A 19,015-nucleotide genomic window follows, 5' to 3' on the forward strand; every position below is an offset into this window, starting at 1 on the left:
GGGTTCGATTGGGTCGCGTTACAAAGGGTTTCTGGCTCTTCAGCGCGCCGCAGAGGGCGTGATGCGCCATACCGTATTGGACAGGTCGTCGGCGACCAGCAGCGCGCGGCGGACCGGATCGTAGGTCACGCCGACCGGACGTCCCCGTGCCTTGCCGTCCGGGCCGATGAAGCCGGTCACGAAATCGCGCGGCTTGCCGGAGGGGCGGCCGTTGGTGAAAGGAATCCAAACGACCTTGTATCCCGCCAACTGGCGACGGTTCCAACTGCCGTGCTCGCCCACGAAGGCGCCGTCGGCATAATTGCCGCCGAAGCCGCCGCCGGTGAGGAACGTCAGGCCGAGTGCGGCGACGTGCGAGCCGAGCGCATAATCGGGGGCGATGGCCTTGCGCACCATCTCGGGCTTCTGCGGGTGGACGCGCGGGTCTACGTGATTGCCGTAGTAGCTGTAAGGCCAGCCGTAGAACGCGCCCGGTTTCACCGAAGTCATGTAATCTGGCACGAGATCTGTGCCGAGTTCGTCACGCTCGTTGACTGCGGCCCACAGCGCCTGTGTCGCCGGATTGATGGCGAGCGCGGTCGGGTTACGGATGCCAGAGGCGTACGTGCGGTGCGCGCCGCTCTCACGGTCGATCTCCCAGACGACGGCGCGCTCTTCCTCAAGCGCCATGCCGCGTTCGCCGACATTGCTGTTGGAGCCTATACCGACATAGAGGCGCGTGCCGTCGGCGCTGGCGGTCAGCGACTTGGTCCAGTGGTGATTGGGATTTGCGGGCAGCTTCGTAACCACCTCGCCGGTGCCGTCGATGCGCGTCGCGCCGTCGCGATAGCGGAAACGCAGCAGGGCGTCCTGATCGGCGACGTAGAGATCGCCATCGACCAGCGCGAGGCCGTAAGGTGCATTAAGGTCGTCGATCAGCACGGTCTGCAATTCGTATCTGCCGTCACCGTCGCGGTCGCGCAGAAGCGTCACGCGGTTGCCTCCTTTGGTGCCGCTCTTGCCGAGGCTCTTGATGTAGCCGGCGATCACGTCCTTGGGGCGCAGCTTGGGCGCGCCGCCGCCGAGACCCTCGGAAACGAGCACATCGCCGTTGGGCAGGACCAGCGTCTGGCGCGGGACTTTGAGGCCCGTCGCGATCGGAGTGATGGTGAAACCCTGTGGGACGCTTGGCATGGCGCCGTTCCAACCTGCGGGCCGCGCGATCTTCATCGGCGGGAGCAGCGTTTCCTTCTGCGCCGGCAGTTGCGGGCGAGCACCGGTCTGGTCGAGTTCGGGCGCCTTGTCGCAGGCGGTAAGGGCGAGCGGGGCGGCAAGCGCCAGCACAGCATGTCGGAGCACGATCATGCGCGCACCTCCCTCGGCACGGTGTAGCCGATCCAGCCGGCAGCCAGCGCCAGCACGATGGAGATCACGGACAGCGCAAGGCCGGTGGTGCCGACCGAACTCCAGCCGTCATGGCTGTGCTGGAATGCGTTGACGAGCCCTGCCACGAACAGAGCGGCCAGAACGATCGCAAGCCAGCGGCTTCCCGCGCGGCGCATGGCCACCCGCGCGAGCGTCCATGCCAGCGACAGACCGGTGAAGACCAGCGCTCCTGCAATCAGCCAAGCGGCGAAGTTCGACCACTGCATCTCGGAACTGTTGAGATAGGTAACATCCGCCGCCAACGCGCAGGGAAACAGCGCCACCGGGAATGCGAGCAGGATGCCGTGAAGAGGATGCAGCGGCATTGAAAAGCTGCGCGGAAAGGCTGCTGGCAAGTCGGGTTCCTTCAGTGCCTCGGGTCAGGACATGGTCTGCAAATGCGCCGGATCGTGATGGGTTGCCAACGATCCGTGGCCCGACCCTTAAGCGGGATAGTGGTGCAGCCGTCCAAAGCGGTGACCGGATGTGAGGTCGTACAGGCGCAGGGGATGTTCCTGTATCAAACAGCGGGCTCGGACCTGAGATCCAAAAACGATAAGTGCTGCAGTGACCTAACTTGACCGAAGAATCCTCATGCGAGGAGTTAGGGGCTCAAGTAATCCCGTCTTTCGGGCACCGTCATCAATTTGATCCCGTGGCAAGGCGACGCTCATCTTCCCGGTCAATGGCAAGCAGCGACGTGCCCTTGCTCTCGGTCATGACGAGCGCGGACAGCAGGCTGATGGCTCCGGCAGCCGCAACATAGAATGCGATCGGCAGCCAGTCGTCGTATTCGCGCAGCAGGGTAGTGCCGATCAGCGGAGCCCACGACCCGGCGAAGATCGCCGTCACCTGATAGCCCAGGGAAACCCCGGAGTAGCGCATCCGCGTGGGGAACATCTCGGCCATGATGGCGGGCTGCGGGGCATACATCAAGGCGTGGACGAACATGCCCCCGAAGATACCCGCGAGCACGATGGCGGTGCTTGCGCTGCCGAACATCGGAAACGCGATGAAAGGCCATGCCATCGTAAGTGCCGCGCCCAGCATGTAGACCGGCTTGCGTCCTATCCGGTCTGCCATGGCGCCGAACAGCGGGATCAGAACGACGTGAAGGATGTGCGCGCAGAACAGCAGGGTCAGGATCTTGGTCGTGTCGACACCAATATGGGCCAGATAGGTGATCGAGAACGTGACGACCATGTAATACAGGATATTCTCGCCTACCCTCAGACCCATCGCCGTGAAGACCCCGCGCGGATAGCGCCGGAAGACTTCGACCAGCCCATAACCCTGATGCGCGCGCTCCTCGGCTTCGGCCTTGGCAGCCTCGAAAATGGGTGAGTCGGCTACCTGGGTTCGGATGTAATACCCGATCCCGACGATCACGGCGGAGAGCCAGAACCCGAAGCGCCAGCCCCACGACAGGAACTGCGCGTCGGACAAAGTCGCCGACAGGATCAGAAGCACGATCGTCGCCAGCAGATTGCCCAGTGGAACGCCAGCCTGAGGGAAACTGCCCCAGAAGGCGCGGCTGTGGTTAGGACTGTGTTCCGCCACCAGCAGTACCGCGCCGCCCCATTCTCCGCCCAGCGCGAACCCCTGCACGAAACGCAGGACGACAAGAAGCACGGGGGCCCAATAGCCGATCGAGCCGAAAGTCGGGAGGCAACCCATCAGGAACGTCGAGCAGCCGATGAGCATAAGGCTGAACTGAAGCAGCGATTTGCGTCCTACCCTATCGCCGATGTGGCCGAATACGATGCCGCCCAACGGACGCGCGATGAAGCCGACCGCATAAGTCGCGAAGGCCGCGATCACGCCATCCAGATCATTGCCGGTGGCCGGGAAGAACAGCTTGCCGAAAATGAGCGTGGCGGCGGTTCCGTACAGGAAAAACTCGTACCATTCGACCACGGTGCCCGCCATGGAGGCGCCCACGACCTTGCGCAGGTAAGGTAAATCGGCCGTTTCTTCGTGCTGCATCATTTCCACATCCCGTTCCCGTCGCGCTCCCGAGCCCGAGCCAAGCTCAGCTGTTTTGGCGTGCGTGAGATATGTTGCAGCGCATTCAAACCAACTCAAGTGGTTAGAATGATCAGGGGCGGCAGAATGTCATCGAGTGGGTGCAAGATGCGGCCAGACCGTGATCCGGCGCATATCGTTGCGATCTCGGTCACCCCGGGACGCGGCGGTGCAGCCAGCGGAACGCTGCGCCCACCAGCACCCAGCCGCCGAGCAGGGCGTAAGGGCGCCAGTCGGCCTCCAGCCCTACCAGTGCGAGCGCCAGCGCGCAGGCGGCTCCGGCATAGGCGAAGGCGCGCATCGTCGGGCGGGCGAATTTGAAGGCGGCGGCCTCGTAAAGATCGTCGTGCCGCTCGACCACGCGGGCTGCGGAGAGGCAGATGCTGGCGTATTTCAGCAGGTTGGGGATGTTGACCGCCAGGAACAGGAAGGTCAGCTCCATCGGCAGCAGCAGCCCCGCGCAGCCGATGGCGAAGACCGCCAGGAGCGCGACATGGGGCGTCTGCCAGCGCGGATGGACCCGGCCCAGCGCGGCGGGCAGCATCCCCGCCGTTCCCATGGCGTAGAGGCTGCGGCTGAACATCGCGAACATCGCGTTGAGCGACTTGCCGATCGAGAGCACCGCCGCCAGCACGATTACCGGGATCGCCGCCGGCCCCATGAACGCCCTGGCCGCATCGAGGATCGGCGCCTCGCTCGATCCCAGTGCCGGAGCACCCAGCACGCCGAGCGCCACGAAGCCCACGGCAAGGTAGAGCAGCGTCGCCGAGCCGATCGACAGGGCGATGCCCAGCGGAATGGCGCGGCGGCTGTCGGCGACTTCGGCGCCTGCCTCGGTCGCGGCCTCGATGCCGAAGAACAGGCCCATCAGCAGCGGCATCGCCGCGATCATGCCGTGCAGGCCGTTGGGGAAAAGGGGTTCGAGGCGGGAGATGTCCACCGCCGTCGCCCCGCCCCAGCCGATGAACACCGCAAACAGGATCAGCATCGCAGCCAGCAGCCACTTCTGCACGGTCGCGGCGATGTGGACGCCGAACAGGTTGGCGAGCAGCGCCAGCACCAGCACCGCGAACATCGTCGGCTTGACCGGCAGCGGCAGGATCATCGAGCCGTAGCGCACGAGGACCAGCGCCAGCACCACCATCGCCCCCATGTTGGCGATGATCCGCGCCCAGGCGATGAAGAAGCCGAGCGCGGGATGCAGGAACCGCGCGGGCCACGCGAAGGAGGCCCCCGATACCGGCAGCGCCGAGCCGAGGAAGGCATAGCTCACCGCGATCAGGTACATCGGCAGCGCCGCGACCAGCACCGAAAGCAGCATCGCCGGACCTGCAATCGCGGTGGCGGGGGCGATGGCGGAAAAGATCGAGACGCCCACCGCCGTGCCGAGGCCCAGCGCTACGACGCCCCACAAGTCGATGCCCTTGGCGAGCTTCTGTTCGTCGCTCACGGCTTGCTGCCAGCGATCACGAAGGCGCGGATGTCGGTGACCAGCTTGCGCCAACTGACGTCGTCGGAATAGGCGACGTGCCCGGCGGGATAGCGGTGGTTGACGAAGCGGTCGTCGGTCAGGTTGGCCTGGGCGAAGAGGTAGTCCGCCGCGCCGACCGTGGTAGTCAGGTCGTAGAGACCGGTGCCGACGAACAGGTGCAGCTTGGGCTCGGCGGCCATCGCGGCTGCGAGGCGGGCCATGAACGGCCAGTCGTTGAACGGGCTGTCGCCCGCACCGTAGGACCATTCTCCGGGGAAGCGGGTAATGACCTTGTAGCGTTCAGGCGCCGCCACGCCGATGCTGGCAAGCTGGCCGATCACCGCCTTGCCGTAGAGATCGGACACGGCGGAGAAGGCGTCGGCGCCGACCATCTCGCCCGCGTTGGCCGGGAGCGGCGCGGTGTAGCGCGCGTCGTAGCGGCCCAGCACCTTGCCCTCGGCGCGCAGCAGTTCGACGCGGAAGCGCTCCTTGGAGATGCGCAGGTCGTGGGCGAGGTAGAAGTCGGCTGGGATGCCGGTGAGGTCGGTCAGCTTGGCGGCGATCTTGGCGCGGGCGGCCTCGTCCAGCCCGCGGCCCTTGTAGAGCGCATCGAGGTAGGCCGGGCCGAAGGCGGTCGCCTCTTCGGCGCTGGCGGCCGGGTCGCAGGGGGCGGGGCGCTTGTGGTGGTAGCAGGCGAGCGCGGCGAGGGTCGGCAGGGAAACCGGATAGGTCACCACGTTGTCGGGCCGCTGCGAGGTCTCGATCATGTTGAGGGCCTGCCCGAATAGCAGCACGCCGCGCACCTTGAGCTTTGCATCCTGCGCCCGCAAAGCATCGACCATCGCGGCGGCGCGGATGGTGCCGTAGCTTTCGCCGAGGATGAACAGCGGCGAGGCGGTGCGGTGGTTCTCGCCGAGCCAGGCGCGGGCGGCCTGCGACACAGCGTCGGCATCGCCCTTCACCGACTGGTAGAACGCGGGGTCGGCATCCTTGCCGATCTCGGAGAAGCCGGTTCCGGGCGGGTCGAGGAAGACGAGGTCGGCCACGTCGAGCAGCGAGGCCGGGTTTGCGGTGACTTCCGCCTCGGCGGGCAGCGGCGCGGCAGGGTTCTGCGGCACATGCGCGCGCATCGGACCGAGCGCGCCCATCTGCAGGTAGGCAGACGCCGCGCCGGGGCCGCCGTTGAAGACGAACAGCACGGGGCGCTCCGCAGTGGCGCCCTTGCGGACATAGGCGACATAACCGGCGGTCGCGTCGCTGCGATCCGGCGTGCTCGCGACCGGATAAGTGCCCGCCTCCGCCGTGAAGGCGAGGCGCTTGCCGCCGACCTTGACGCTTTGTTCGGCGCGGCCTTCGATCCTTGCCGCGACGGTGGGCGCTTCCTGTGCGGTAGCCGAAGTGCTCGCCAGCATCGCCAGCGTGAGGGTCAGCCAAGTGCGCATGTTCAGTTCGTCCCTCTGGCTGCGAGAAGGTCGCGGTAGCGGACCAGCCCGTCGGTCAATGCCTGCAATCCGTAGTCCACGTCGGCCGGGGCACGGGCGAAGCCGATGCGGATGTGCCCGGCGGCGCCGAAGTATTCCCCCGGCGCCACGACCACGCCGCAGCGTTCGGCCAGCCATTCGGAGAAGGCGATCGTGTCGTCAATCCCGGTCAGGCGCGGGAAGGCGATGCAGCCGAAGCGCGGCAGTTTGCCGGAGACGAGGCCCTCGGCGCGCCAGTGCGCATGGTAGCTCTCGATGATCGGGCGGGCCTTGCGCATGATCGCGTCGCGGTAGGCGTCGAACGGCTCGGGCCGCTCCAGCACCAGCGCGGCGGCGGCGTGGGCGAGGTTGGAGACGCCGAACTCGGTCTCGTCCGCCAGCGCGCGGATGCGGCGCATCGGGGCCTCGTCCGCGACGATCCAGCCGCAGCGCAGGGTGCTGAGGCCGTAGGACTTGGTCAGGCTGTCGATCCCGATGATCGCGGGCGAGAGCGACACCGCCGAGGGTGGGCGCACATCGGCATCGACATAGGCGGCGTAGACTTCATCCACGACGACATGAATGCCGCGTGCCTCGGCGATGCGGGCGATGGCCAGCAGCGTGTCCCGATCCACCGCCATGCCGGAAGGGTTGTGCAGGTTGGACAGCACGATCAGCCGCGTCGTCGGAGTGATCCGCGCGGCGATCTCGTCGGGGTCGATGGTGAAGCCATCGCCTTGCCTGGTGAACTGATCGACGCCAAGGCCGTTGGTCCGGGCGATGGTGTGGAACAGGTCGAAGCCGGGCGTCTCGACCAGCACGGATTCGCCGGCGCCGACGAGGGCGCGGTAGATCAGCGAGAGTGCGCCGGTCGCTCCGGTCGCGCAGAGCACACGGTCGGTCGCCACGCCGTAGCGCCGGGCCAGTTGCTCGACGACGTAGGGGTTGCCGTTGAAGGCGCTGGTATAGCGCGAGGTCACCGGCTCGGCGAATTCCTCGACGACGATCCGGCGCAGCAGGTCCACCGGCTCGGGCACGGAGCTGTCGAACAGGCTGACCAGCAGGTTGCGCTCGGAACGCACCGAGCGGATTACCTTGCGGACCCACTGCGAGTACGAGCCGATTCCGGCGTCGTCCGGAATCTGAGGGGGAGAGGAGGGCATCGGCGGGTTCATCGCGGGGATCGTCTGTTTTTCCGTTCGATGCGGGAATGAAACCGCCGCCAGTGCGTCATGCACCGGCGGCGGATTGGGTCACTTCAGCTTGATGCGCGCGCCGACGAAGAAGCGGCGGCCGAGGATGTCGCCATAGGCGATCTGCGGATAGGACGGAGCCTTGTCGGTCAGGTTGTCGATGCCTGCGCGGAAGGTCATGTTCCCGGCCTCGACTTGCGCCGAGATCGAGTGGACGATGTTCGACTTGAGGATCGGGTTCGGCGTCGTCTCGATCGTGGCGTCGTAGGCGGCGCGGGTGCGGCCGAGGTAGTCGAGCTGGTAGCTCACGCGCACCGGTCCCTTGTCCCACACTGCGTTGAACCGGCCGACCCATTCGGGGCTGCGGTACGTGTCATCGGTACGGATGAAGGTGGTGCCCGTTACCGATGTGGTGAGCAGGGTGTTGTGTGTGGCGTTGGCGGTCAGGCGCAGCGAGCCGAGGTCGCTGCCGCCGAACAGATCGCCCGGCGCGAAGGCATAATCGACGGTGTAGGTCTCGCCCCGGTACTTGACCACGCCTGCGTTGAAGGTGGTCGTGGTGCCGGTGACGATGGTGCCGCCGATGCTCGTCGAATCAGGCCCGGCGAGGCGGGTGAAGGCGCTACACACGGATTCCGAAGGGTTCGGATCGTCGAAGCAGGCGGCTGCGAAGTCCTCGGTCGTGAAGGCGGAGAGACCGTCCTTCAGGTCGATCTCGATGCGGTCGACGCTGATCGACAGGCCGGGCACGAAGCGCGGCTGCAGCACGATGCCGTACGTCAGCGTGTCCGAGATCTCGTTGCGCAGGTTCGGGTTGCCTCCGCTGGTGATCGTGGTGCGGTTGAAGTTCTCCGCCGGGCTCTGGAACCGGGCGAGGCGCTCGGCGGCGCTCATGCCCGAGCCCGTGCCGTCGGGATCGACGCCATAGCCCGGGTTTGCCGTGAACAGCGCCAGACAGTTGGCGCGGCGGACCGCCGGGTTGGCGCCCGCGTTGATGCGGTCGGCATCGCAGGGGTCGTAGCCCGCCGAGCCGATCGTGGTGCTGGTGGGTGCGAGCAGCTGGGTGAGGGTGGGCGCACGAAAGTTGCGGCTGCGCGATCCGCGCAGGGTCACGCCGTCGGTGACTTCCCAGCGCAGGCCTGCGTCCCACACGTTTTCGCGGCCCGCGAACGAGTTGTCGACGTAGCGGAAGGCCCCCTTGAATTCGAGCAGCTTGACCAGCGGCAGCGTGAAGTCGCGGCCGATCAGCGGCACGATGACTTCGGCGGAAAGCTCGTCCGTGTTGTAGCCGCCGGACTGCGCGACCTGCTGCGAACCGTCGCCGAACACGCCGTCGAGGTTGGCCTGGAGCGGGCTGAACGCAGCCTTCTCGTCGCGGTGCTCGTAAGCGGCGCTGAACTGCACGTCGCCCATCGGCAGCGAGAACAGCGTGCCGCCCAGCGTGGCGAGCACGTCGATCTGCTCATTGGTCCAGTCGAGTCCGGCGCGGGTGCTGACGTACTTGCGGGCGGCATCGCTGACGGTGCCCGTACCGAAGGGGTTGATCGGCGCGCAGCTCGCATCGTCGTTGGTGGCGTCGGCATCAGCGTTGATCGCGCAGACCGCCTGCCCGCCTGACAGGACCGAGTTGATCGCATTGTTGTAGCGGCTGTTGACGACCTGCCAGCTGCGCTGCCTGCCCTCGACGCGGGCGTAGCTGCCCGAAACCGACCAATAGAAGTTGCGGCTGCCGACGTCGAAGTCACCGTCCAGCGTCAGGGCGCCGCGCCAGGTATCGGTGTTGTAGGTCTGAACCGGGTCGGGGACGAGGTCGTAGAAGTACTTCGACAGGAACAGTGGCGCGCCGTTGGCGAAGCTGGGGCGGGCGGCGATCAGCGCGGCCTTGGCCTCGTCGGTAAGGAAGGCGTTGTTGATCGTGAACGCAATCGGCCCGGCATACGTGCCGCCGTTCAGCACGGTGCGGCTGTTGCCCTGCGGGATCTCGCGGCCCTTGGTGTTGGCGTAGAGGAACTCGGCCGAGAGGGTGATGCGGTCGGTCAGGTCGTAATGGCCGATGGCGTTGGCGGTCAGGCGCTCGACGCCGGTGCGCAGGCCCGCAAGTTCCTGATAAGGGAAGCCCTCGCCGTCAGAGGCGAAGGGGATCCCCTGGATGGTGCCGGGGGCGTAGGGAATGACGCTGCCGTCGCTGCCGAACTGTAGCGCGCTGCCGGCGCCGTTGCGCAGCAAAAAGCTGGGCGGAGGCGCGGGCGCGGTGAAGATCACGCCGTTGCCGTTGAAAGGCCAGAACCCGGCGTTGAAGATTTCCTTGACCGAGGGGATGCCGTCGGTCGGCCCGGTGTCGGCGGAGTTCGACACGGTCAGGCGGCCGAGGTTCGACAGCGGGCGATCCGAGAAGCGCAGCGACGGGCTCTTCGACCAGCCCACGTCGACCGCGAAGTTGCCGCGCCCTTCGGCGAAGTTGAAGCCTGCGGTGCCGCGCAGCGAGTAGGTGCCGTAGTCGCCGCGGTCGGAGATGCCGGTCTGGCCGTCCAGCACGATGCCGGTGAAGTCCTTCTTGAGGATGTAGTTCACCGTGCCCGCGATCGCGTCCGATCCGTAAACTGCCGCGCCGCCGCCCTGATAGACCTCGACGCGCTCGAGCAGGCCGAGCGGGAGAATGTTGGAATCGACCTGTGCGTCGCCGACGCCGTCAGTGCCGCCGATGCCCGAGCTGCTGGTCACCATGCGGCGGCCGTTGAGCAGGGTCAGCGTGCGCCCGGCGCCGAGGCCGAAGAGGTTGGGCGCCTGGATGCCCGATCCGCTCGATGCGCCCGAGCCGTCCGCCTGGTTGAGCGTGGGCACGTTGGACGGCAGGTCGTTGAGGGCATCGGCGACGCTGACATAGCCGCGATCGAGGATCTGCTGCTGGCCTACTTCGAGGACCGGGGCGGCATCGGAATTGAGCGCGCGGCGGATGCGCGATCCGGTGACGACGATGGCTTCACCGGCGCTTTCGGCCCCGGCGCCATCGAACGCGGCGGGGCTCAGGTCCTGCGCGTGGACCGGCGAGCCGAACACGGCGACCGAGAGTGCGGTGGTGGTCAGAAGCGTGCGTGTCTGCCTGCGAAGTGTCATGCCCGAATTCCCCGATATGTCCCTGAAGGCCGCCGCGTTGGCACGGCGTTTCCCTGTCCGTCAGGATAGCGCAGGCGCCGGGATTAGTTTTGCGTTCGCACCGGCCTCGGCGCATCGCTCGCCCATGTTCTGCTGCGATCGCAATTCGGGGCGCAAGATTTATGCGCGTTATCGCAGGAACGCGGCAAGCTCACGCCCGAAGCGCAGGATTTCGCGATCATCCTCATACATCATGTGGCCGCCTTCGTAGCATTTTAGCACGAAGCGCGCGGCGATCGAAGCGGGCAGCGCCGCGACCGTCGCCTGATTGCCCGCGCAGCTGTTGAGGGAATCGAAGCGCCCGGCGGCAACCCAGGTGCGCATCGTCGGCATTGTCTCCATCGCGCGCAGGGTCCAGGGCTGCGAGGGGCTGGGCGGGCCTTCCCCGGCCATGGCGCGGGCGAGGGTTTCCTTCGTGATCGGCGATTGGTCGTACTGCCACTCGCTGCCCGCGTTCGAGGCCGGGGCGTCGATCCCGGCATAGCTGCCCGCGCGGAAGCCGAGCGTGGTGCGGTAGTAGTCGAGCACGAGCGCGTTGTCTGCGGCCTCATCAGGTTCAGGGCCGGAGCGGCGCATGTCGAAGACGTCGAGCGTCTTCTTTTCTCCCGCGAGCAGCGCGGTGCGGAACTGGCGGGGCGAGACCCACAGCGTCTTCCCATCGACGATGGCGGGATCGAGGCCCTGATAGCGCGCCAGCTTAGTGATCACCGCCTCGCGCTTTTGCGGGGACAGCGCATCGGGCGCGGCGAGGGCCGGGGCGTAGACCTGCGTGGCCCATTCGCGCGCTTCGGCCAGCAGTTTCGCGCGTTCGGCACCCGGCGCAAGGCGGCCGAGCGCATGGGCGGTGGCGATGCGGCTGTCGAGCGACAGGGCGCGCATCAGGTTGCGGTCGGGCATGTCGCCGAGCGGGATGCCGCCCGAGATCAGCGCGATGCCCGCGACTGGCGTGCTGCTATCCACCAGCGCCTCGGCCACACCTGCCGCGCGCCATGTGCCGAAGCTCTCGCCCGCGAGGTAGAGCGGTGCGGCAGCGCGGCCGTAGACCTTGCGCCAGTCGCCGACGAACCCGGCGACAGAGGCGATGTCCGCGCGCGTGCCGTAGAAATCGGCGGCATGCTCCGGCGTATCGGCGCGGCTGAAGCCGGTGCCGACCGGGTCTACGAAGACGAGGTCGCTGACCGCGAGTGGGCTCGCCGGATTGTCGGCGAGGCGCCCCCTGGCGATCACGCGGGGGCCGAGCGCATGGAATTGCAGCAGTCGCGAATCCGCGCCGGGGCCGCCGTTCCATACGAAGGTCAGCGGGCGGCGCTGCTTGCGACCCGGCACGATGTAAGCGGTGTAGAAGATTCGACCGCGCTCCTCGCCCTTGAGGTTGCGCACCGGCAGTGTCCCGGCGCAAGCGGCATAATCGATGCCCTTGCCAGCGATCACGGCATGGTGCCGGGTCTCGACGGCGCCCGCCTTGCAGAGCGGCGCTGCGTGCGCAGGCATTGGCAAGGTCATCAGCAGGGCGGGAATGGCAGCCAGTCGCAGCATCGTGGGTCTCCGGATCACGCACCGACGATAGCGGCTGGGCCGAGGCATTTTTATGCGCAGTTGGGGTCTGTTGGACAGGCTGCCGTGCGTCGCTATGGCGCTTCCGGCGCGCAACATCGGCGAATTCTATTCGCGAAGACCGGGTTAGTGTGCATGGCACGGAGCACAGGAGCGCGCATGGAGATCAAGGGAATGACACGGCGCGGCGTTCTGGCGGCGGCGAGTGCCGTGCCGGTGGCGGCCCGCGCGGTTGCCGCAATCAAGCTCACAACATTGCCGGATCGCGCCGCCTTCGCGCCCACCGTCGCGGGCTACCTCGATAGCGGGACGATGCACCCGATCCCGCTCGGAGCGCGGCCGGCGGTGCAGCGTTACCTCGACCAGCGCACGTCCATGGAGGGGCACTACCCGACCGACGAGGTCGAGACGCGCGTGAAGGCCAATTTCGCCCGCCTGATCAACGCCGCACCGGAGGAACTGGCCTTCGTCCAGAGCACTACCGCAGGCGAGCAGCTGGTGATCGAGGCGCTGGACTTCCCGCGCGGCGGAGGGCGCATCGTCACCGACACGCTGCACTTCTTCGGCTCGTTCTATCTTTACGAGGAGCTGGCGAAGCAGGGCGTCGACGTGGCCTGGCTGCGGCCGGAAGGCGGGCGCATCTCCGTCGAGGCCTACGAGCGGGCGATCACGCCGGGCACCCGCCTCGTCGCGCTCTCGCTGGTATCGACCTACAACGGCTTCGAGCACGACCTGAAGCGCATCTGCGAGATCGCCCACGCACGCGGCGCGCTGGTCTATGCGGACATCATCCACGCGGCAGGCACCATCCCCATCGACGTGCGGGCAAGCGGCGTCGATTTCGCCTCCACCGCCAGCTACAAGTGGCTGATGGGGGACTTCGGCCTCGGCTTCCTCTACGCCCGCGCCGACCTGCGCGAGCGGCTGAAGCGCACCCATTTCGGCTACTACCAGCTCTCCGGCTTCGCGCCGCACGTCTACCCCTTCGATCCGCCGGGCGACACGATCGCCGACACCACCCCGCGCGGCGATATGGAAGGGCTGTTCGCGGGCGGCACCCGGTCGCACGCGGTACTGGCGCAGCTCGACTGGTCGCTGGACTACATCCTCGGCCTCGGCGTCGAGCGCATGGTGGCGCACCGTCTGCCGCTGCTGGCGCGCCTGCGCGAAGGGCTGGCGGCGAAGGGCTATGCCATCGTCACCCCGGAAGGATCGCGCACGCCGCTGGTGACCTGCGCGCTGGAAGGCGCCTACGCCAAGTTGTCCGACCCGCTGAACGCCGCGCAAGCGCGCATCACGCTTTCACGCAACCGCTTCCGCGTCTGCCCCTCGGTCTTCACGGACGAGCACGACATCGACCGCCTCCTCGCCGCGCTGCCGCGCGCCTGATCCTGCAGGAAATGCCCATGCTTAACTTTTCCGCCATCGCCGCCATGCTTCTCGCCACTACTTCGGTTGCGGCCCATGCGCAGGACGGGGAGGCGCCGATGTCGCCTGCGTTCCTGCGCGCGATGGAGCCGATGGTTCCGCGCGACACGGCTACCGACCGCGTCGTCGTCACCCGTCATTCCGCGAAGATCGCCGGGCGCAAGCTGGCCTACAAAGCGATCGTCACCGAACTGCCGATGCCGGGAGCGGATGGCGTCCCGGTCGCCGTGGGCGTGAGTTACGCCTACGTCGCCGAGACCAAGGGCGATGCGGCGAAGCGCCCGATCCTGTTCGTCTTCAACGGCGGGCCGGGCGCATCGTCCTCGCCGCTGCACATGCAGGCGCTCGGGCCGCGCCGGATCGTCGGCAAGGGCGATGCGGCACACCTGGAAGATAACCCGCACAGCCTGCTCGATGTCGCCGACCTCGTTTTCATCGACCCGGTGGGTACGGGCGCGAGCATGCCGGTGAAGGACCGCGACGCCAGCGGCTACTGGGGTGTCGGTGGTGATGCGCGAGGCGTCTCGGCGATGATCGAGGCGTGGATCAAGGCCAATGACCGCACGGCGTCTCCCCGCGTGCTGGTTGGCGAAAGCTACGGTACGTCGCGCGCTCTGGCGATCGTCAACGAGGACATGAAGGCGAAGAAGCCGCTGCCCGCGGGCGTAGTGCTGCTGTCGCTGGCGATCGGCGATGCCGATGGTCCGGTGCTGTCCGAGGCTATGCATCTGCCTACGTTCGCGGCGGTCGCATGGTATCATCAGGCGATCGACCGGGGCGGGCGTACTGTGGCGCAGCACTACGCCGAGGCGCTGAACTTCGCGCAGACCGAATATGCCTCCGCCCTCATGCGCGGCCCGGCCTTGCCTTCTGATGAGCGCAGGAAGGTGGCCGAGCGCATGGCGGCGCTGATCGGCATCCCCGCCGATACCATCGAGGCGAAGAACCTGCGCCTCGACAACTACGACTTCATGCTTGCGCTGCTGGCGGACAAGGGGCTGCGCACGGGCCAGCTCGACGGCCGGGCGACCCGCGCCATCGCGGAATCGAAGCTGCGCCCGCCGTTCGACGATCCGTCGATGTCGCTCGGTTCGGGCACCAGCGCCGGGATCGAGGGCTATCTCAAGAACGAACTCGGCTACACCGCACCGAGCCCTTATCGCAGCCTGAACCTGGGCATCAACTTCAAGTGGAACTGGGACAAGGACTACGGCGGCAGCTATCGCGCCATGTCGTTTGCGCCCTATCTCAAGGCGGCCATGGACGCACAGCCGGGTCTGAAGGTCTTTGCGGGCGGTGGGTATTACGACATTACCACCCCGGTCTACGCAGGCCAGTTCGCGCTGGAGCAGGCGGGAGTGCCTGCGGACCGCGTGACTTATGCCCGTTACGCGGCCGGTCATTCGGTTTTCGAGGACGAAGATGGGCTGACTGGGCTGAGTGCTGATCTGCACCGTTTCCTACAGTCTCTCGGTGGTTGACGACTCGTCTTCCGGATCGCTCCATAGGCTTGGCAGCTTAGTATGATGGCGGTCGAAAGCGTACGGAAGCCCGACGAGTAACAGTAGTCGTCGGCCGGATCCGGTGTTCAACGGTCAAAGCGAATTGCGGCTTGCGATCGCGCCCAGCACGCGCGCCGAGGGCTTGGCGGTCCGCGCGAACGTCCTGCGATCGAGCGTATGCAGGCCGAACTGCGGCTTGTAACCGAAGACCCACTCGTAATTGTCCACCAGCGACCAGTGCATGTAGCCGAGCACGGGCACGCCTTCGTCCATCGCGCGCTTGAGTTCGGTCAGCGCGGCGGGGATCAGGCGCGCGCGCTTGGTGTCGTCGGCCGAGTTGATGCCGTGCTCGGTGACGATGACGGGCACGCCGCTGACTTGGTGGGCATGGCGCACCGCGCCCGCGAGCGAGGCCGGATAGACTTCCGATCCCGCGTCGTTGGTCTCAGCGCCTTGCGGTGCGGGCAGGCGGCCCTTGTCGTTCCAGACCGTGCGCTCGTAGTTCTGCACGCCGACGAAGTCGTTGCCGCGCGCAGCCTCCAGCCAGGGCTGGTAGAGCTTCGCGCGCATCGCGTCGCGCAGGCTGCTGCGGCCCACCGCCTGATCGTCGATGATCGCAAGGCTGACGCCCACGGGAAGGTCGCCGCGTACCGCCTTGATCGCTTCGCGTCCGGCCTTGTGGCCCGCGAGGAGGTTCGTCTGAACCACTTGCGGGTCGGCGACATAGAGTGGGTTGCCCGGCAGGAACCGTGCCACGGCATATGCGCGGGCGGCAGCTTCCTGCATGGCCTTGTCGGCGCCGAGCAGTTGCTTGCCGATGTCTCCGGGCAGCACGATGTCGAGCAACCCGCTGAGGTTGGGCTCGTTCAGCGTCGTCGCCTGCCCGATTCCGGCGGCGAGATGGCGCGCGGCCTTGTCGCAGTAGCGGGCGAAGAGCGCGGGCGCCTCGGGATTGGACCAGCCGCCCTGCGCGGCGAACCAGACGGGCGTGGTGAAGTGGTTGAACGTCACCATCGGGTTCAGCCCGCGCTCCCGGCAGCCCTCGATCATCGCCTTGTAGTGGTCGAGCATGGCGATCGAGAACTGGCCCTTCGCCGGTTCGATCCGCGCCCATTCGAGGCTGAAGCGATAGGTGCCCAGCCCGAGCCCCTTCACCAGATCGAGGTCGGTGCGCCACAACGCGAAGCTGTTCGCCGCATCGCCCGATGGCTCGGCGTAGACGGTGGGGCTGGCGTGTTCCATCGCCCAGACGTCGCTGTTCACATTGTTGCCTTCGACCTGATAGGCCGCCGTCGCAGCGCCCCACAGGAAGCCTTTGGGAAACGCCGGATTTACCGGACGCGCGGCCCGGGCGAGGGCGGGCGTTTCCATCATGGCGGCAAGCCCGGATGCGGCGGCGGTCGCCAGAACGGTGCGTCGATCGATCATGCTTGTCTTCCCTCATAGCCTTGACGACCCGCTTGACGACCGATTCTCCATCCACTAATTAGAATGCGTATTCTCGTTTTATAACGGCTTCCCAGAAGGGCAGCCATTCGCATTGGGGAGAGATCTATGAAGCTGAATTTCCTGCTTGTTTCCGTGTCCGCATTCGCTCTGCCGACGATCGCCATGGCGCAGGACGCGGCGAGCGAATCGCAGGATCAGGCCGGCCTCGGGGACATCATCGTTACCGCTAACCGCACCGCTTCCAGCGCGCAGGACACGCCGACCGCGCTCAACGTCTATTCCGGTGACTCGCTGCGCGATGCGGGCATCGCCTCGGTCCGCGATCTCGCCACGATCGACCCCAGCGTGAACATCTCGCCCTCTGCGGGCGCGGCCTATGTCGCGGTGCGCGGCATCGCCTCGACCGACGTGACCGAGATCGGCGATCCGTCGGTCCCGGTCTCGCGCGACGGGTTCTACACCAACCGTTCGTTCTCGCTGAATTCCTCGATGTACGACCTTGCCCGCATCGAAGTGCTCAAGGGGCCGCAGGGCACGCTCAACGGCCGCAACTCGACCGGCGGCCTCGTCAGCATCATCACCAATCGCCCCAAGTTCGAGAACGGCGGCTATGCTTCGGTGGAGGCGGCGAACTTCGGCACCTTCAATGGCGAGATGGGCGCCAACCTGGCCGTCAGCGACACTTTCGCGATCCGCGCCTCGGGCACGTATCTGACACATGACGGCTACCGCAAGATCGACGGCCCCACCACCAGCGGTGACGACGAGGACTTCGCGTCGGGCCGCATTCAGGCGCTGTACGCCTCGGGCGGATTGTCGGCCTGGGTTTCCTACCAGCACGATTCCCGCACGGTGAACGGCGACGCGATCTTGCGTGGTACTCTGGGCGGACCGAAGCCGAGCTTCAGCGATCTCGGCGCGTTCCCCGGCAATTCCGCGCAGAAGACCACGCTCGAAGGCGACCGTGTGCGCTGGGAGCTGGCCTATTCGACCGATAGCAACCTCAACTTCATCTACGCAGGCGGTTTCGACAGCCAGAACTGGGTCAACGTCCTCGACGCGACCGGCCCGGAATACCCGGCCAACCGCCAGTTCCGCCAGAACGAGCGCCCCAAGACCTGGAACCACGAATTCCGGGTGAGCAATGACAGCAGCTCCAGGCTGTTCTTCCAGGCGGGCTACTTCCGGTTCAGCGAGAACAACACGGTCGATTCCGGCCTCTACAACCTCGACATGACCGGCCTGTTTGCGGATGGCGGCCCGCTTGAGGCGCTGGGCCAGCCCGACCAGTACGGCATCAAGTTCGACTACAAGATCCGCACCCGTTCGCAGGCGGTCTTCGCGCAAGTCGATTACGACCTGACCGACCGGCTCGAGATCAGCCTCGGCGGCCGCTACACCTGGGACAAGAAGACCCGCAGCGGGCAGGCTCTGCTGTTCCTGCCCGCGCTGGCCAGCCCCTTCGCACCGGCGCTGCGCCTGACCACGCCCGGAGACGGCAACCTGAGCGACAGTCAGCCGACCTGGCATGCGGGCCTGAACTTCCGCCCGAAGCCCGACACGCTGATCTATGCGAAGTACGATCGCGGCTACAAGTCGGGGGGCTTCAACTCGAACGGCAGCTCGGCTGCGGTGCCTTACGATTCCGAACAGCTCGACGCCTTCGAGATCGGCACCAAGAACTCGCTGCTGGGCAATACGCTGCAGATCAACGGCGACGTGTTCTACTCGAACTACCGCGGCTATCAGGCATCGCAGACTTCCGACGTGCTGCAGGGCAGCGGCATCTTCAACGTGGGTTCGGCCAAGATCTTCGGGGCCGAGGCAGAAGTGAAGGCACTGCTGGGCAAGGCCACGCGCATCGGCCTCAACGCCGCCTACCTGCACGCCAAGTTCGGGAACGGCATCGTCGTCAACGACGGTGACGGCAACCCGCAGGACATTAGCGGCAACCGCCTGCCCAACGCGCCCTCGTTCACCGTCACCGGATCGTTCGACCAGGACATCGCGGTGGGCGCGGGCAAGATCACCGCGCATGCCGATGCCAAGTATTCGTCGAAGTACTATTTCTCCGCGTTCAACCTCGACGATATATCCACCGCCAGCTTCGTCGTCACCAATGCCTCGATCGGATACGAGCCCGACCATGGCGGCTGGAAGGTGATCGCCTTCGTGCGCAACATCTTCGACAAGAACGTGCTGGCCTACGCGCAGCAGAACTTCGTCTCGCACACCAACAACTACCAGTTCCAGCCGCCGCGCACATACGGCGTGCGGGCAAGCGTCAGCTTCTGACGCCGGGACGCGTTCGTCGCGGGGCCGCGCCGTCTCCTCCTTGCGGCCCCGCGGTAAACTGAAGGGGCGCGGCATCGCTGC

12 protein-coding genes are annotated in these 19,015 nt (G+C 66.6%); 3 read left to right on the forward strand and 9 right to left on the reverse strand.

Features of this window, described 5'->3' with window-relative positions; translation table 11 throughout:
* Positions 1-39: 39 nt before the first annotated feature.
* The 8 genes from PKE80_RS19695 to PKE80_RS19730 all read right to left on the reverse strand — a co-directional run bounded on the left by PKE80_RS19695 (position 40) and on the right by PKE80_RS19730 (position 12,242).
* Positions 40-1,344, reverse strand: a complete 1,305-nt coding sequence (locus PKE80_RS19695) for a PQQ-dependent sugar dehydrogenase (RefSeq protein ID WP_271183972.1) — start codon at positions 1,342-1,344, stop codon at positions 40-42.
* The gene (locus PKE80_RS19700; protein WP_271183973.1) at positions 1,341-1,730 is read right to left on the reverse strand and encodes a DUF2231 domain-containing protein; all 390 of its coding nucleotides are present in this window, start codon (positions 1,728-1,730) and stop codon (positions 1,341-1,343) included. Before PKE80_RS19700 ends, PKE80_RS19695 begins: the two co-directional genes overlap by 4 nt.
* 316 nt (positions 1,731-2,046) lie before the next feature.
* Positions 2,047-3,393, reverse strand: coding sequence for an MFS transporter (locus PKE80_RS19705; protein WP_271183974.1), 1,347 nt, complete (start codon positions 3,391-3,393; stop codon positions 2,047-2,049).
* Positions 3,394-3,580: 187 nt separating this feature from the next.
* Positions 3,581-4,879 carry an APC family permease gene (locus PKE80_RS19710; protein WP_271183975.1) on the reverse strand — a complete coding sequence of 433 codons (1,299 nt, stop codon included), beginning with the start codon at positions 4,877-4,879 and terminating at the stop codon, positions 3,581-3,583.
* Positions 4,876-6,342: a S10 family serine carboxypeptidase-like protein gene (locus tag PKE80_RS19715; protein WP_271183976.1), complete on the reverse strand. Its 1,467-nt coding sequence runs from the start codon at positions 6,340-6,342 to the stop codon at positions 4,876-4,878. The genes PKE80_RS19710 and PKE80_RS19715 overlap by 4 nt, the downstream gene beginning before the upstream one ends.
* A 2-nt stretch (positions 6,343-6,344) precedes the next feature.
* Entirely contained in the window at positions 6,345-7,535 is a 1,191-nt protein-coding gene (locus PKE80_RS19720; protein ID WP_271183977.1) for a pyridoxal phosphate-dependent aminotransferase, read from the reverse strand.
* Positions 7,536-7,613: 78 nt separating this feature from the next.
* Positions 7,614-10,667 carry a TonB-dependent receptor domain-containing protein gene (locus tag PKE80_RS19725; protein WP_271183978.1) on the reverse strand — a complete coding sequence of 1,018 codons (3,054 nt, stop codon included), beginning with the start codon at positions 10,665-10,667 and terminating at the stop codon, positions 7,614-7,616.
* 168 nt (positions 10,668-10,835) lie between these two features.
* Positions 10,836-12,242, reverse strand: a complete 1,407-nt coding sequence (locus PKE80_RS19730; protein ID WP_271183979.1) for a S10 family serine carboxypeptidase-like protein — start codon at positions 12,240-12,242, stop codon at positions 10,836-10,838.
* A 177-nt stretch (positions 12,243-12,419) separates the two neighbouring features.
* Between PKE80_RS19730 and PKE80_RS19735 the strand changes: the two genes are divergently transcribed.
* Both PKE80_RS19735 and PKE80_RS19740 read left to right on the forward strand, forming a co-directional pair.
* The gene (locus PKE80_RS19735) at positions 12,420-13,649 is read left to right on the forward strand and encodes an aminotransferase class V-fold PLP-dependent enzyme (RefSeq protein ID WP_271183980.1); all 1,230 of its coding nucleotides are present in this window, start codon (positions 12,420-12,422) and stop codon (positions 13,647-13,649) included.
* 17 nt (positions 13,650-13,666) lie between these two features.
* Positions 13,667-15,169: a S10 family serine carboxypeptidase-like protein gene (locus tag PKE80_RS19740; RefSeq protein WP_271183981.1), complete on the forward strand. Its 1,503-nt coding sequence runs from the start codon at positions 13,667-13,669 to the stop codon at positions 15,167-15,169.
* Between the two features lie 114 nt (positions 15,170-15,283).
* Here the strand turns inward: PKE80_RS19740 and PKE80_RS19745 are convergent, their stop codons facing one another.
* Positions 15,284-16,618: a family 1 glycosylhydrolase gene (locus PKE80_RS19745; RefSeq protein WP_271183982.1), complete on the reverse strand. Its 1,335-nt coding sequence runs from the start codon at positions 16,616-16,618 to the stop codon at positions 15,284-15,286.
* A gap of 126 nt (positions 16,619-16,744) precedes the next feature.
* On the opposite strand from PKE80_RS19745, the gene PKE80_RS19750 reads away from it, so the two are divergent.
* On the forward strand, positions 16,745-18,934 hold the full coding sequence (locus tag PKE80_RS19750) for a TonB-dependent receptor (RefSeq protein ID WP_271183983.1): 2,190 nt from the start codon (positions 16,745-16,747) through the stop codon (positions 18,932-18,934).
* Positions 18,935-19,015 lie beyond the last annotated feature (81 nt).

Origin of the sequence: Novosphingobium resinovorum, assembly GCF_027922145.1 — a bacterium.
Taxonomy (GTDB): domain Bacteria; phylum Pseudomonadota; class Alphaproteobacteria; order Sphingomonadales; family Sphingomonadaceae; genus Novosphingobium; species Novosphingobium resinovorum.